Source organism: Corynebacterium sp. HMSC29G08 (assembly GCF_001806875.1).
Taxonomy (GTDB): Bacteria; Actinomycetota; Actinomycetes; order Mycobacteriales; family Mycobacteriaceae; genus Corynebacterium.
In genome coordinates this window covers 77,630-91,667 of the sequence record NZ_KV786254.1, presented here as the reverse complement: position 1 = coordinate 91,667, position 14,038 = coordinate 77,630, and the positions used below count along the sequence as shown (strand labels likewise).

The 14,038-nt window shown below is 58.5% G+C and carries 12 protein-coding genes, 1 tRNA gene and 1 pseudogene; 6 read left to right on the top strand and 8 right to left on the bottom strand.

Features of this window, described 5'->3' with window-relative positions; translation table 11 throughout:
- Both HMPREF3101_RS11755 and HMPREF3101_RS07270 read left to right on the top strand, forming a co-directional pair.
- A pseudogene (locus tag HMPREF3101_RS11755) lies at positions 1-300 on the top strand (IS481 family transposase); the annotation flags it as partial.
- Between the two features lie 115 nt (positions 301-415).
- The gene (locus HMPREF3101_RS07270) at positions 416-733 is read left to right on the top strand and encodes a hypothetical protein (RefSeq protein WP_070463958.1); all 318 of its coding nucleotides are present in this window, start codon (positions 416-418) and stop codon (positions 731-733) included.
- A gap of 13 nt (positions 734-746) precedes the next feature.
- Here HMPREF3101_RS07270 and HMPREF3101_RS07265 read toward each other — a convergent pair whose 3' ends face one another.
- The 8 genes from HMPREF3101_RS07265 to HMPREF3101_RS07235 all read right to left on the bottom strand — a co-directional run bounded on the left by HMPREF3101_RS07265 (position 747) and on the right by HMPREF3101_RS07235 (position 8,419).
- On the bottom strand, positions 747-1,511 hold the full coding sequence (locus tag HMPREF3101_RS07265; RefSeq protein ID WP_083280141.1) for a YhfC family glutamic-type intramembrane protease: 765 nt from the start codon (positions 1,509-1,511) through the stop codon (positions 747-749).
- A 123-nt stretch (positions 1,512-1,634) separates the two neighbouring features.
- The gene (locus HMPREF3101_RS12495) at positions 1,635-1,760 is read right to left on the bottom strand and encodes a hypothetical protein (protein ID WP_256365750.1); all 126 of its coding nucleotides are present in this window, start codon (positions 1,758-1,760) and stop codon (positions 1,635-1,637) included.
- 402 nt (positions 1,761-2,162) lie between these two features.
- The gene (locus tag HMPREF3101_RS07260; RefSeq protein ID WP_070463954.1) at positions 2,163-2,891 is read right to left on the bottom strand and encodes a hypothetical protein; all 729 of its coding nucleotides are present in this window, start codon (positions 2,889-2,891) and stop codon (positions 2,163-2,165) included.
- A gap of 183 nt (positions 2,892-3,074) precedes the next feature.
- Positions 3,075-3,148 (bottom strand) — tRNA-Arg (locus HMPREF3101_RS07255).
- Between the two features lie 318 nt (positions 3,149-3,466).
- Positions 3,467-4,072 carry a LutC/YkgG family protein gene (locus HMPREF3101_RS07250; RefSeq protein WP_070463977.1) on the bottom strand — a complete coding sequence of 202 codons (606 nt, stop codon included), beginning with the start codon at positions 4,070-4,072 and terminating at the stop codon, positions 3,467-3,469.
- An 84-nt stretch (positions 4,073-4,156) separates the two neighbouring features.
- Positions 4,157-5,695: a LutB/LldF family L-lactate oxidation iron-sulfur protein gene (locus HMPREF3101_RS07245; protein WP_210386183.1), complete on the bottom strand. Its 1,539-nt coding sequence runs from the start codon at positions 5,693-5,695 to the stop codon at positions 4,157-4,159.
- Entirely contained in the window at positions 5,692-6,477 is a 786-nt protein-coding gene (locus HMPREF3101_RS07240; RefSeq protein WP_070463953.1) for a (Fe-S)-binding protein, read from the bottom strand. Before HMPREF3101_RS07240 ends, HMPREF3101_RS07245 begins: the two co-directional genes overlap by 4 nt.
- A gap of 265 nt (positions 6,478-6,742) precedes the next feature.
- On the bottom strand, positions 6,743-8,419 hold the full coding sequence (locus HMPREF3101_RS07235; protein WP_070463952.1) for an L-lactate permease: 1,677 nt from the start codon (positions 8,417-8,419) through the stop codon (positions 6,743-6,745).
- Between the two features lie 129 nt (positions 8,420-8,548).
- Here HMPREF3101_RS07235 and argS point away from each other — a divergent pair, with 129 nt between their 5' ends.
- From argS to thrB, 4 genes are all read left to right on the top strand, one after another.
- Complete coding sequence (gene argS, locus HMPREF3101_RS07230; protein WP_070463976.1) at positions 8,549-10,204, top strand: arginine--tRNA ligase; 1,656 nt, start codon at positions 8,549-8,551, stop codon at positions 10,202-10,204.
- 12 nt (positions 10,205-10,216) lie between these two features.
- The gene (gene lysA / locus HMPREF3101_RS07225; RefSeq protein ID WP_083280139.1) at positions 10,217-11,617 is read left to right on the top strand and encodes a diaminopimelate decarboxylase; all 1,401 of its coding nucleotides are present in this window, start codon (positions 10,217-10,219) and stop codon (positions 11,615-11,617) included.
- A gap of 104 nt (positions 11,618-11,721) precedes the next feature.
- Positions 11,722-13,065: a homoserine dehydrogenase gene (locus tag HMPREF3101_RS07220; RefSeq protein WP_070463950.1), complete on the top strand. Its 1,344-nt coding sequence runs from the start codon at positions 11,722-11,724 to the stop codon at positions 13,063-13,065.
- A gap of 19 nt (positions 13,066-13,084) precedes the next feature.
- On the top strand, positions 13,085-14,008 hold the full coding sequence (thrB, locus tag HMPREF3101_RS07215) for a homoserine kinase (protein WP_070463948.1): 924 nt from the start codon (positions 13,085-13,087) through the stop codon (positions 14,006-14,008).
- Positions 14,009-14,038: the final 30 nt, after the last annotated feature.

Genomic DNA, 14,038 nt, shown 5'->3' with positions numbered 1-14,038 from the left:
CCGGACTCGACGCAGGTCCAGACACCATCGCCTTCCACCTACAACGACAAGGCCTACGCGTGCCATCAACCTCCACTATCCGCCGCATTATCACCAACGCAGGCCTAGTTACCCCGCAACCCCAAAAGAAGCCACGAAGCTCCTACATTCGCTTCGAAGCCGAAATGCCCAATGAATGAATGCTGGCAAGCCGACATCACCCACCTTTTCCTCACCGACGGCACCCGTGTAGAAGTCCTCGACTTCCTCGACGACCACTCCCGCTACCTGCTGTCAATCACCGCTCAGCACGCGTTTACGCTTCATCATGCGAATAGAAATCAAGTGTGACAGTTGTGTGGCTCACATAAAAACTGTTAGGGTTTAGTGTCCGCTAGTCCAAATTGTTTTCTAAGTCGAATTTGAGGTTTCTAACATGGCAAATTCTGTCCCGCAGCAGCAGCTGACGCAGTCCCAGAAAGAGGGGCGTTTCGCTAACGCTAACTGGTTCGCACGCGGCGCTCTAGCGCTGACTCTTTTGAGCCTCGTCATTTATAAGCAAGACTCGGGCATGGCGATTACAGCGATTTCTGTGATCTTCTCCATCGCCGGATTCGGCCTAGGTCTTTACGCGCTCCTGTCTAAGAACGCCCCGAAGACGGAACGCTGGGCGGCATGGGCTGCCGTTGTCCTGTTTGCGGTAGGCTTCATCAGTGGCATTGCTTTAGCGTTCGTTGCGGCACCAGCTGCCTAGGAAGCATTCGCACTCACCCGAACGCCGTTTTCTTTAGCGGTCCTGCGACAACTGTCCAAAGACCCACGGCAGTAAACGCGGTGAGTAGCGCGTACATGATGCCAATGCCGTGTGGCGCGCTCAGCACCGCAACGGCGTTGAACACGATGTGGGCCACCACGGCCAAAAGCCACAGCTGCCAGCGGCGCTGCCGCACCGCGCGAAGCACAATTAGCGTGAACACCACATGCGCGGTCATCGCCAACACGCGTTCGTACCAGCTTGCGGACAGCAGGCCGATCCCTATGTTCTGCAGCGCGTCCATTTGTTGGTTGAAGACGTCGATGGCGGCGGAATCGCCACTCTGGGCAATCTGCACACGCAGCATCTCACCGTTGGTGAGGAGAATGATGTTGGTGGCCAGGGCAGAGGTGAAGATCAGTAGCGCCTCGATGCCGCCGTGTCCCAGGCCAAAGCCCACGCCGTCGCACCATGAGCGGGTGTTTTTCGCCCAGTAGCGCAGCACGATCCAGCGTGTGGTCTCCTCAAACAGGCCAGAGGTGGCAAGCATCAAAATAACGGTTGCCGTCGCTGCAGTCGCCGGGTCAAGCATACGGCTAAATAGCAGTTGCAGTGGCACAACCAGTGCCAACCTGGCCACCTGGGAGAGGGGGAAAGTTAAGGCGCCCCAGCTTAACGACGTCCACGTAAACCCCAACCTCCACCTGCCCACAAACCACGCGAGAAGGACTCCTGTGACCACTACCGCGAACTGCGCAATGATTAGAGCAAGCGTCATGGTGACGACGATACCGGAGTGGCGCAGCTAGTATTACTTCAGCGGAGGCAGATTGTTGTTGAACAGTGTGAGATCATCATCGACGGGGCCAACCTTTTCAACGTCTCGCTCAAGCACTACGTATTAGACTTCAATCACGCGCCCTGCAAGCACCGTGAAGCGCACAGTGTTATTCATCTCGTCCATAGGCACGCCCTCGGGGAAGATGCACTTCCATTGGGATTGCTTGACCAGTATCGCGTGGTACATAGGCTCGAAGGCGCGCATTCTTTGGCAACTTAGAGTGTTGGTAGGTACCAGAGACCAGATTTTTCTCGCTTTCGATCTCGGTGTCTTCCGCCATACACCGAGGTCGGATCATCCGGATCGACCAGCTTGTTGGCCAAGAACTTCAGGCTAATGTGCTTTGCTTCTGGGGGTCGAGGACGATGATGTCTGATGCAGACGTGGTTGACGTGGTCGTACTGGAGGCGGCGGGGGCTGTGGTTTCGAACGTAGTCTGCTCGGTAGTGGGGCAAACATCTCCAATACTTGAGCAACCAACGACAAGCGCAGCGCCAGGACGGTCGCAAAAGATAATCTAAAAGATAATCTTATGCGTCTCATAGGAATGAGAGTGCAACAGGTGATCTGACCGATGGTCACTTTGTGTTATTGGCCTGAAGCTTGCTTAAGGGGAGCCAGGTTGACATCAAGCTGCTTGAGCAGATTGTCAACGGGGCCAACGGTCTCGGCGTCCTCCTCGTAGAAAATGCGTTGTACTTCAATAACGCGGCCTGCAACCACCGTGAAGCAAGCAGAATGGTTGAGTTCACCTTGGTCGACATCCTCGGGGAGCACGCATTTCCACTCATAGTTTGGTGTTTTGATGGTTTTATCAACGGGGCGGTATCCCTCGGACTCCAGGAGTTCGTGGATTTGGTCAGTGAGGAACTGCAGATGCGAATCGTTGATGTCCTTTAATGGCAATGGCTCACCGCCGTCGCGGAGCATGAAGGCCTTGACTAGGGCTTGTGTCGGAAGCTCTAAGTGGGGGTATTTGCCGGAAATCTCATTGGAGGGGGTGTCAATGGTGATTTCTTCTGTTTGGTAGCCGTCTATTCTGTTCAACGCCGTAAACAGGTCACCGATTGTTACACCTTCGTATACCGTGCTGGGGTCGTCTGGGTCTATTAAGTGCGCAAATGGGGTCTCTGTGGGAAGGTCGTTTTCATCCGCTTGGCTCGTGGTATTTGCCGTGGAAGCGTCAGGGGCAGTAGCAGCTGTGGTTTCGGGCATTGTCTGCTCGGAGGGGGCGGCACTGTCGTCCCCGATGTCCGAACAGCCCGCGGCGAGCGCAGCGCTAAGGACAGTTACAAAAGATAGTTTTGTGATCCTCATAACAGTCGAGTGTAGCGAGTGATCTGTAGTGCTGCAGCGGCCAAAGGGGGCTGTGGCAAAACAAAACGCAGCTACGTACACGCGGCTACCTGCAGAAAAATCGCTTGGTAGCCGAGTGTAGGTAGCTGCAAACTCCAACGGAGCGAAGAAAAATTGCGTCCCCGACAATTGTGTCCCCGACAGTGTCCCCGACAGGATTCGAACCTGCGACCTTCGGTACCGGAAACCGATGCTCTAATCCACTGAGCTACGGAGACTTCGTCCCGAAATCCTAGCACCCAGTAGGGTAAGCCTTGAAATTGGGCCACGATCGGCCACGATGCACTGAAACAGTCCAGAACAGCTCAGAATTGCTCAGGTGTCCGACGGGTTCAGGGTTTTTTGATGAAATCGGTCAAGACTGCACAGGGCAACTTCACGGTCTTACAGGCTTTGTTGCGCATACTCATTGTTGCGCGCGATGACAAGCGTGGCACGGGAAACAATGACAGCGAAACGGCCAGTTACTACCGAAAGGAAAGTGACTGGCCGTTTCGTGTTGGGGGGTTAGGGATTACGGGATTACTCGCTAACTCTTACTTCACAACCATCACGACCAGGTCGCGCGGTCCGTGCACGCCTTCAACACGCACAAGCTCAATGTCCGAGGTAGCAGAGCCACCGGAGAGCATTGTGTTGGGCTTGAGCGGATCTAAGCGCGCGATCATCTCCGGCACGCCGTAAACCACGGTGTCTGGGCGCACGATGCACACGTGGTGATCCGGCACCAGCGACAGGGCGCGGCGGCCACAGATCTCGTTGGCTTCCAGCACGATCGTGCCGCTGATTGCTGCGGAGACGTGGGAGTCGGTCACGGCAACAACGTCGCCGAGATCGCGGGGGTCGCTCGACGGGTCGTCGGCACGCACGGAGCCTGTGACCTTATCGAAGAGCTTCGGATCAAGGCCTGGGGCGTAGACCACCTTGTCCCAACCGTGATCAGCCAGCGCCTTGGCAATGTCCTTGCCCAAGTCAGCCTCGGTGGTTTCCACAACCGTGGCCTTGTAGTCCAGCAGTCGGTCAATCAGGATCTCGCGCAGTTCCTCGGTGCTCTTGTCCCAGGTGGTGTGGTAGTTGCGCGGAATGTCCACGTGCTTCGGAGTGTTCGCAAGCTGCTGTGCGTTGCGGATGCGGCTCAGCATCTCCTGCTTGGCATCTGCGTTGCGACGCTCATCGTCACCAAACGACCCGCCCACAGCAGCGTTGGACGTAGCTTTCGTAGTCATTTACTTCTCACCCTCCGAGTTGCCGTTCTTGGAAGGAATGCCTTCCTTGCGGGCGTTGGCCAAAAGCTCCTGTGCCTCGTCCGTCTCCCACCACTGGCGGAAGGACTTCTTCGGCGGTACTGCAACGTCGCGGTACTGCGTCCAGCCAGAGATCGGCGGCGGCATCGTGTCAATCGTGCCGTTAAAGCCACCAAGCACACGGCCGAGCGCTACCATGCGCACCGCGCGGTTCCACAGCGCAGGCTTGCCCCACAGCAAGCTGATCGCGCTAAACGCGGTCTGCTCCCAGCGCGTCGGCTCGTTCTTAGCTTTCTGGTAGCGCAGCTCCAACAAAATGTCCGTGATCGGGATCTTTACTGGGCAGACCTCGTTGCAGCGTCCACACAGAGAAGACGCGAACGGCAGCGAGCTGTTCGGATCCGAAGCAGAATCGATACCGGTGAGCTGCGGGGTCAAGATTGCACCGATCGGTCCGGGGTAGGTGGAACCGTAGGAGTGGCCACCAGCACGCTCGTACACCGGGCAGACGTTGAGGCAGGCAGAGCAGCGGATGCACTTGAGTGCCTCGCGGCCGATCTCGTTGGACATTGCGGCGGTACGGCCGTTGTCCAAAAGAACGATGTGGAAGTTCTTCGGGCCGTCGCCCTCAGTTACACCCGTCCACAGGGAGGTGTACGGGTTCATGCGCTCCGCGGTAGAGGAGCGCGGCAAAAGCTGTAAGAATACGCCTAGATCATCAAAGGACGGCAGCAGCTTCTCAATGCCCATCACGGAAATCAGCGTCTCCGGCAGGGTCAGGCACATACGGCCGTTGCCTTCAGATTCCACGATGGAAACCGTGCCGGTTTCAGCAATGCCAAAGTTCACGCCAGAAATGGCCACCTTGGCCTTCATGAACTGTTCACGCAGGTAGGAACGAGCGGCATCTGCAAGCTCAGACGGGTCACTGGTCAGCGTGTCATCCGTATTCGGCATCTTATTTACAAAGATGTCGCGGATCTCTGCGCGGTTGCGGTGGATTGCCGGCACCAGAATGTGCGAGGGGAAATCCTCACCCAGCTGCACAATCAGCTCAGCCAGGTCAGTCTCTTGCGCGAAGATGCCGCGCTTTTCCAGCTCTTCATTCAGCGCGATTTCCTGGGTGGCCATGGACTTGATCTTGACCACGTTCTTCTCGCCTGTTTCTTCAATCAGGCGAGCGATGATCTCATTGGCCTCCTTGGAGTCGCGTGCCCAGTGCACGTGACCACCGCGGGCGGTGACATTGCGCTCAAACTCTTCTAAGAGCTCCGGAAGACGCGCCATGACGTCCTTCTTCACCGCGGAGCCCGTGTCGCGCAGATCCTGCCAGTCATCCAACTCATCCACGGCGTTTTGACGCTTCACGCGAATGGTGGTGGTGGCGTAGTTCAGGTTGCGACGCTTCGTTACGTTGTCCAGCTCATGGTGCGCAGCCTTCTGGAACTTCTCGGAGCCGCGCAGGTGGTTCGGGCCAACTGCATGCGGCGGCATCTGGGGTTTACCAAGTGCAACTTTCACAGCATTTTCTCCCTCGAGTAAGCAGCGGACATCGGTGTCCACGGGTGCTCCTTGGTAGACGCCAGGATCTCAGCCATGTGCAACGCACGCACACCAGAGTGCTGACGGCTCATTGCACCAGCAATGTTCATCAAGCAGGAGGAGTCACCAGCAGTGACGTACTCGGCGTTGGTTTCCTTGATGTGGCGAACCTTGTCGCTGACCATCGCGGAGGAAACCTCAGACATCTTCACCGAGAAAGTACCGCCGAAGCCGCAGCATTCCTCCGAATTCGGCAGGTCTACAAGCTCCAAGCCCTCGACGTTGCGCAGCAGCTCCAGTGGACGCTCACCGACCTTCAGGAAGCGCAGGGAGTGGCAGGAGGAGTGGTAGGTCACGCGGTGCGGGAAGAACGCGCCCACGTTGTAGGTGCCAGCCACGTCCACAATGAACTCGGACAGATCCAAGGTCTTCTTCGCGGTTTGCTTCGCGCCGTCTACAAGCGCCTTGCTTCCGAAGCGCTCGGCCAAGTGCACGTGCTGCTCACGCACAGCACCGGTACACGAGCCGGAGGGGACAACCACGTAATCAATAGACGGGTCGGAGAAGGTGTCAACGTACGTCTCCACAATCGGCATTGCCTGTTCCTGGTAGCCGGTGTTGACGTGCATCTGACCGCAGCAGGTCTGAGTTTCGGGGAAGACCACTTCATAGCCCAGGCGTGAAAGCACAAGTGCGGAAGCCTTGTGAGCGTCGGGGAAGAGGGCATCACCGATACAAGTAGAAAACAGCGCTACTCGCATGTGAGCTCCTTGGTTTGGTTTTGCGGTTATTTAGGTGTTCAAAACGCTTGAAAACTTTGCGAACAAATGCGCACAAAGCGCGCAGCAAAGTAAGCGCAGTCGCACAGATACTATCTTAGCGCGTCTGGGCACACTTCTACAGCCGTGGCAGAAGATATACAGAAGATAAGCGAAAGCCCCATCCACCAAGGGGTGAATGGGGCCACTCACCTGGGGGCAACCGTTAGTTGACCACCGTTAGTTGACAACTGTTAGTTGACAACTGTTAGTTGACCACGGGCGCCAGGAAGGAAAGCACGTTCGTCTGCAGGAAGACGATCGTACAAATCGCGAGCAGAAACAGGAAGGACCAGCCGACAACCTTCTTGAAGATTTCGGACTCCTTGCCTTCCATGCTCACCGCGGTTGCGGCAATAGCCAGGGACTGCGGGGAGATCATCTTGCCCACAACACCGCCGGTGGTGTTTGCAGCCAGCATCAGGTCCGGGTTCAAACCGAGGTGGTTTGCAGCGGTGACCTGCAGGTTGGCAAACAGTGCGTTTGCGGAGGTGTCGGAGCCGGTCACGGCCACTCCCACCCAGCCGAGGATCGGAGCGAAGAACGCGAACGCCGGGCCGAGGTTGGCAAAGAACTCACCAATGGTCACGGTCTGGCCGGAGTAGTTCATCACGTATGCCAGTGCCAGCACCAGCACGATGGTCAGTGCAGACCAGCGCATCTTCCAGGCAGTGTCCACGAACTCCTTGCCCACCTGGCCCCACGTAAGCGAGTAGCGGCCATTTTCATTGAACGCCATGTAGATGATGGCCACGATGATCGCGGAGATCACCATCAGGCTGCCTGGGTTATTGATGTAGGCAAAGGAGTAATCGCTGTTGACTTCTCCGCCAGCTGCGTCGAGCAGCTTGCCGTCTAGGCCCGGCCACGGGAAAGAGATGGTGAATTGCTTCAGCCAGGTCGGAATAGCAGTGCCCAGATTGGCAAGGCCGAAAACAACCACAACTACGGCATACGGCAAAAGTGCCATGAAAACGCGGTTGGAGGTCAGTTCCTTATCGTCAGCAGCGGTGATCTCCGGAAGATCTAGACGCTCACGCAGTGCGTCAACGCCCTTCGGCTGCCAGAACCGCAGAAGGATGAAGGCAGCGCCCAATGCAATGATGCACGCAACCACGTCCGTGAGCTGGTACGCAAAGTGGTTGGAGGTCCACCACTGGGCGATACCGAAGGAAAGACCGATAACAAATGCGGCAGGGAGGGTTTCGCGGACGCCACGCCAGCCGTCGATAAGCAGGGCGATGATGAACGGAACGAAGAATGCCAGGAAGGGGGTCTGGTGGCCCACAATTGCAGCGATGTTCTCGGTCTGCTCAAGGGTACGGCCGCCGACGTTACCAGCGGTGGTAATAGGGATGGCCACGGCGCCGAACGCCACCGGTGCGGTGTTTGCAATCAACACAATGGTGGCGGACTTCAGTGGCGGGATTCCAAGGGCCAAGATCATGGTCGCGGTAATTGCAACCGGAGCGCCGAAGCCAGCGAGCGCTTCAAGCAGACCACCGAAGCAGAAGGCGATGAGCATGGCCTGAATGCGCACGTCACCGTTGCCCATCTTGTCAAAGACAGAGCGCAGGTCCTCAAAACGTCCGGACGCAACAGTGATTTGGTAGAACCAGATCGCAGTCAGAATCACGAAGACGATGGGGAAGAGGCCAAACAAGCCGCCGCGGAAGGCGGAAGAGATAGCCAAAGCGGTTGGCATGTTAAAGCCGAAGATGGCAACCAGGCCTGCAACGAGCAGGGCTACGGCGCCGGACGTGTGTGCACGGGCCTTGACGCCCAGCAGCATGATGAAGAAGGTCAGCAGTGGAAGAGTAGACACCAACGCCGACAATCCGACGCTGCCGCCGACAGCGTCAGTGACAATCTGAAACTGGTTCATGTACGCGCTCCTCGGTGGGTGATATGGGGTGGAAAACAAAGATAAAGCGAATTATGTCACCCTTTGTATTATTTAAGGGAATTCCCTAGTAACACGCCCTTGTACCCGCGTGCCGTAGACTGCTTTTTCATGACTCCAGCAGATCTTGCAGCTACCATTCGCCAGTTCACTATCGACGTGCTTGGGCAGCGCGGTTTGGATACATCCGCCGTGCCTGAGGCGGTGACGGTTGAGCGTCCCCGAAACCCAGAACACGGTGATTACGCCACGAACGTGGCGCTGCAGGTGGCCAAGAAGGTTGGCTTAAATCCGCGTGAGCTGGGCCAGTTGCTTGTGGACGCATTGGGCAACCACCCCGCAATTTCCTCCGCCGAGATCGCCGGCCCGGGCTTTATCAACCTGCGTTTGGCCTCTGACGCGCAGGGGCAGCTCGTTGCTCATATCCTGGAGGCCGGTAAGACCTTTGGTAACTCGGATCTGTATGCAGGCAAGAAAATCAACCTGGAGTTTGTGTCTGCAAACCCAACGGGCCCAATTCACCTCGGGGGCACCCGTTGGGCTGCCGTGGGCGACTCGCTTGGCCGTGTTTTGGAAGCCGCCGGCGCAGAGGTAACGCGCGAGTACTACTTCAATGACCACGGTGGGCAGATTGATCGCTTTGCTCGCTCACTGGTTGCCGCAGCCAAGAATGAGCCGACGCCGGAAGACGGCTACGGCGGGGCCTACATCCAGGAGATCGCAGCCGCGATTTTGGCAAAGCAACCGGATGCCTTGAACGGTACCGATGCGCAGGTGCAGGAACTCTTCCGCGCCGAGGGCGTAGAGATGATGTTTGCGCAGATCAAGAAGTCTTTGCACGAGTTCGGTGTGGACTTTGACGTGTACTTCCATGAGAACTCTCTGTTTGAATCCGGCGCGGTGGATCGCGCAATTCAGAAGCTGAAGGACAATGGCAATCTCTACGAATCTGAGGGCGCGTGGTGGCTGCGCTCCACAGACTTTGGGGATGACAAGGACCGTGTAGTGATCAAGTCTGATGGCAACGCCGCCTACATTGCTGGCGATATTGCCTATGTGGCAGACAAGTTCGACCGCGGCCACAACCTGGCCATCTACATGCTGGGTGCAGACCACCACGGCTACATCGCTCGTCTGCGCGCGGCAGCCCAGGCGCTTGGCTATGACCCAGAAGCAGTAGAGGTGCTGATTGGGCAGCTGGTGAACCTGGTGCGCGACGGCCAGGCAGTCAAGATGTCCAAGCGTGCCGGTACCGTTATCACCCTGGATGACCTGGTTGACGCAATTGGGGTAGACGGCGCCCGCTACGCTCTGGTTCGCTCCTCTGTGGACTCCTCCCTGGATATTGACCTGGACCTGTGGACCAAGGCGTCTTCCGATAACCCGGTCTATTACGTCCAGTACGGCCACGCGCGTCTGTGTTCCATTGATCGCCGTGCCCAAGAGGCTGGCGTAAGCACCGATGGGGAACTGGACCTGGGTCTGCTTGAGCACGAAAAGGAAGGCGACCTGATCCGCACGCTGGGCGAGTTTCCGGCTGTGGTCAAGGCCGCCGCCGAGCTTCGTGAGCCGCACCGCGTCGCCCGCTACGCCGAAGAGCTGGCTAGCGCCTTCCACAAGTTCTATGACTCTTGCCAGATCTTGCCCAAGGCAGGCGAGGAGGCCGCACCGATCCACGCCGCACGCCTTGCACTGGCCCAGGCCACCCGTCAGGTGCTGTCCAACGCACTTGCCATGCTGGGGGTCAGCGCACCGGAGCGGATGTAGGAGCGGACGTAGATGACCCACCCAAGAGAAGATGTCCCTGCCGCACAGCGTGCAGCAGAGCGCAAGCGTAGTCCGCTGCAGGACGTGACGGCGTTTAACGGGCTGCCCGAACACGTCTGGCCGCGTAACGCGCGCCGGGACGACAACGGCGTGGTCTCCATCGCTGGTGTGTCGCTGACGGAGATCGCCGCTGAGTACGGCACACCTGTGATGGTGGTGGATGAAGATGACTTCCGTTCCCGCTGCCGCGATATGGCGACTGCGTTCAAGGCAGCCGAGAACGTCCATTACGCATCCAAGGCATTTCTCACCCGCGCGATTGCACGTTGGGTGGATGAAGAGAGCCTGTCGCTGGACGTGGCTAGTGAAAACGAGTTGCGCATCGCGCTTGCGGCGAACTTCCCGACGGAGCGTATCACGGTGCACGGCAACAACAAGTCTGTTGAATTTTTGCAGCTGTGCGTGGATACAGGTGTGGGCCATGTGGTGATTGATTCCCACGAGGAGCTTTCGCTGCTTGAAAACGTTGCTGCGGCGGCAGGTGTGCGCCAGGACGTGTTCGTGCGCGTCAAGCCGGGCGTGGACGCGCACACGCACGAGTTCATCGCCACCAGCCATGAGGACCAGAAGTTCGGCCTGTCGCTGGCATCGGGCTCTGCCTACAAGGCTGCTTGTGATGCGATTGATTCCCCGCACCTGGACCTGACTGGCTTGCACGCGCACGTGGGCTCGCAGGTCTTTGATGCCGAGGGCTTCAAGCTGGCGGCGCAGCGCGTGCTGGGACTCTACGCCCAGATTTTCCGCGAGCGCAACGTGGCGTTGAGCTACCTGGATCTCGGCGGCGGCTACGGCATCGCCTATACGGCCGATGAGGCGCCGCTGGATGTGGCAGCGGTGGCCCGTGATCTGCTGCGTGAGGTGGACAACGTGGCAGAGGACTTAGGCATTGTGCCGCCGACGGTGGTGGTCGAGCCGGGCCGCGCAATCGCTGGTCCTTCCACGGTCACGGTGTACTCCGCCGGCGTGGTCAAAGACGTAAGTACCAGCTACACCTCGACGCGTCGCTACATCTCAGTAGACGGCGGCATGAGTGACAACATTCGCCCGGCACTGTACGCCTCGCTTTACGACGCCCGCCTGGTCAACCGTCTCGCCACCGGCACCCCAACTGCAACACGTTTGGTGGGCAGCCACTGTGAGTCCGGCGACATTTTGATCAATGACGCCAACTGGCCAGACGATATTGTCCGCGGCGACCTCATTGCACTCGCGGCAACTGGGGCGTATTGCTATTCCATGGCGTCGAACTACAACGCCTTTGGCCGTCCGGCGGTTGTTTCGGTTCGTGATGGCAAGGTCACGCCGATGCTGCGCCGCGAAACGGTGGAGGACTTGCTCGCCCGCGAATACTAACGGGACTTCAGCGACTGAGTGAATCTGAATACACGCACTACTAGACAAAGCGGTACACTGTGTCGTTATTGCTGACTCAACCGAGCCTTAAAGGAGCGATCCACATGACATCCGCTGAAAGCAACGGTAATTACCCTGGCAAGGGCGCCGGCGCGCCGGTCGGCGTAGCCATCTTAGGTAAGGGCACCGTTGGTACTGAGGTGCTGCGCCTCATCGGAGAATTCTCGAATAATTTGGAGCAGCGTATCGGCGGGCCGATTGAGGTTCGTGGGGTGGCGGTTTCGAACGTCGAGAAGCATAAGGATGCTCCCGAGGTGCAGGGGCTGTTGCTTACGGACGACGCGCATTCGCTGGTCGAACGCGACGACGTCGATGTTGTTGTTGAGGTCATCGGCGGCATCGATTACCCGCGTGAACTGGTGCTTAAAGCGCTGCGTGCGGGTAAGTCCGTGGTGACGGCGAACAAGGCGCTGGTTGCTGCACACGGTTCTGAGCTGGCGGACGCGGCGAATGAAGCCGGCGTGGACCTGTACTACGAGGCCGCAGTGGCCGCGGCGATCCCGGTGGTGGGTATGCTGCGCCGTTCCCTGGCTGGTGACCAGGTACAACGCATCGCAGGCATTGTCAACGGTACGACCAACTTCATCCTGGACGCGATGGCCACCACCGGAGCAAGCTACGAGGACGCGCTGGCAGAGGCCACGCGTTTGGGCTACGCCGAGGCCGACCCGACGGCTGACGTGGAGGGCCACGACGCGGCGTCCAAGGCCGCGATCTTGGCGTCCATGGGCTTCCACACACGCGTGACCTTTGATGATGTGTACTGCGAGGGCATTAGCTCTATTACCGCAGAGGACATCGCGGCGGCGAAGAAGGCCAACCAGACGATCAAGCTGCTGGCTATCTGTGAGCGTCTGTTTCATGAGGACGGCTCTACCCGTGCGGTGAACGCGCGCGTACACCCGACCTTGGTGCCGAATGACCATCCGCTGGCAAGCGTGGACCAGAGCTACAATGCGATTTTTGTTGAGGCTGAGGCGGCTGGCCGCCTGATGTTCTACGGCAACGGTGCAGGCGGAGCGCCGACGGCTTCCGCGGTGCTGGGGGATCTGGTCGGTGCCGCACGTAACAAGATCCACGGTGGGCGAGCCCCGGCAGAAAATCCATATGCCAACTATGACGTTGTGGACTTTGAAGAGGTGGAGACTCGCTACCACGTGAACATGACGGTCAATGACCGTGTGGGCGTGTTGGCGGATCTGGCGCACCAGTTTGCGGATTCGGATGTGTCGCTTGCTGCGGTGCGCCAGGAGGAATCCGGCGATGAGGCTCACCTGATTGTGGTCACGCACAAGGCGCGCGAGAAGGATCTGCGTGAGATTGTTAACCGCCTGGCAAAGCACGAGGACGTACGTGCGGTGAACTCCGTGCTGCGTTTGCATGACTAAAGGAAAAGACTGGAAAGTTATGGCTATTGACCTGCAAGTTGGTACCCGCGCGCGGGTGACGGTTCCGGGATCTTCGGCAAACCTCGGTCCCGGTTTTGACACGCTTGGCATCGCGGTGGGTATTTACGACACTGTTGAGGTTGAGGTCATCCCGACGGGCCTGGAAATTGAGATCATCGGTGAGGGCGCGGAAGATCTGCCGCGCGATAGCTCGCATCTGGTGGTCAAGGCGATTCGTTTGGGTCTTTCGGCGTGCGACGCACACGCGCCCGGCCTGAAGGTGATTTGCCACAACAACATTCCGCAGTCGCGTGGCCTTGGCTCTTCGGCTGCCGCTGCAGTTGCGGGTGTGGTTGCTGCGAACACGTTGGCTGGCTCGCCACTGGATGATGATGCGTTGGTGCAGCTTTCTTCTGAGTTTGAGGGGCACCCGGATAACGCGGGTGCGTCCGTGCTCGGCGGGGCAGTGGTGTCCTGGACCGACATTCCAGTTGATGGTCGCTCCAAGCCCAGCTACCGTGCCGTGGGTATTCCGGTGGATCCGTCGATCAAGGCGGTGGCGCTGGTGCCGGACTTCCACGCCTCTACTAACGCTGTGCGTGCCGTGCTGCCAAGCCACGTCACGCATACGGATGCGCGATTCAACGTCTCGCGGACAGCCGTGATGACGGCGGCGCTGCAGTTCCACCCGGAGCTTTTGTGGGAAGGTACCCGCGACCGTTTGCACCAGCCGTACCGCGCAGATGTGCTGCCGGTGACCGCGGAGTGGGTCAACCGCCTACGCAACCGCGGCTATGCTGCGTTTTTATCCGGTGCGGGTCCGACCGCGATGGTGCTGACCACTTCAGATGTTGATCCCGCCCTGCTTGACGACGCTCGCGCGGCCAACCTCCGCGTCCTCCACCTCGACATCGCGGGACCTGTCGAAGCCGAGCTTTTGTAGCGCTGCAGTAGCACCAGCGGGGCGCGCAAG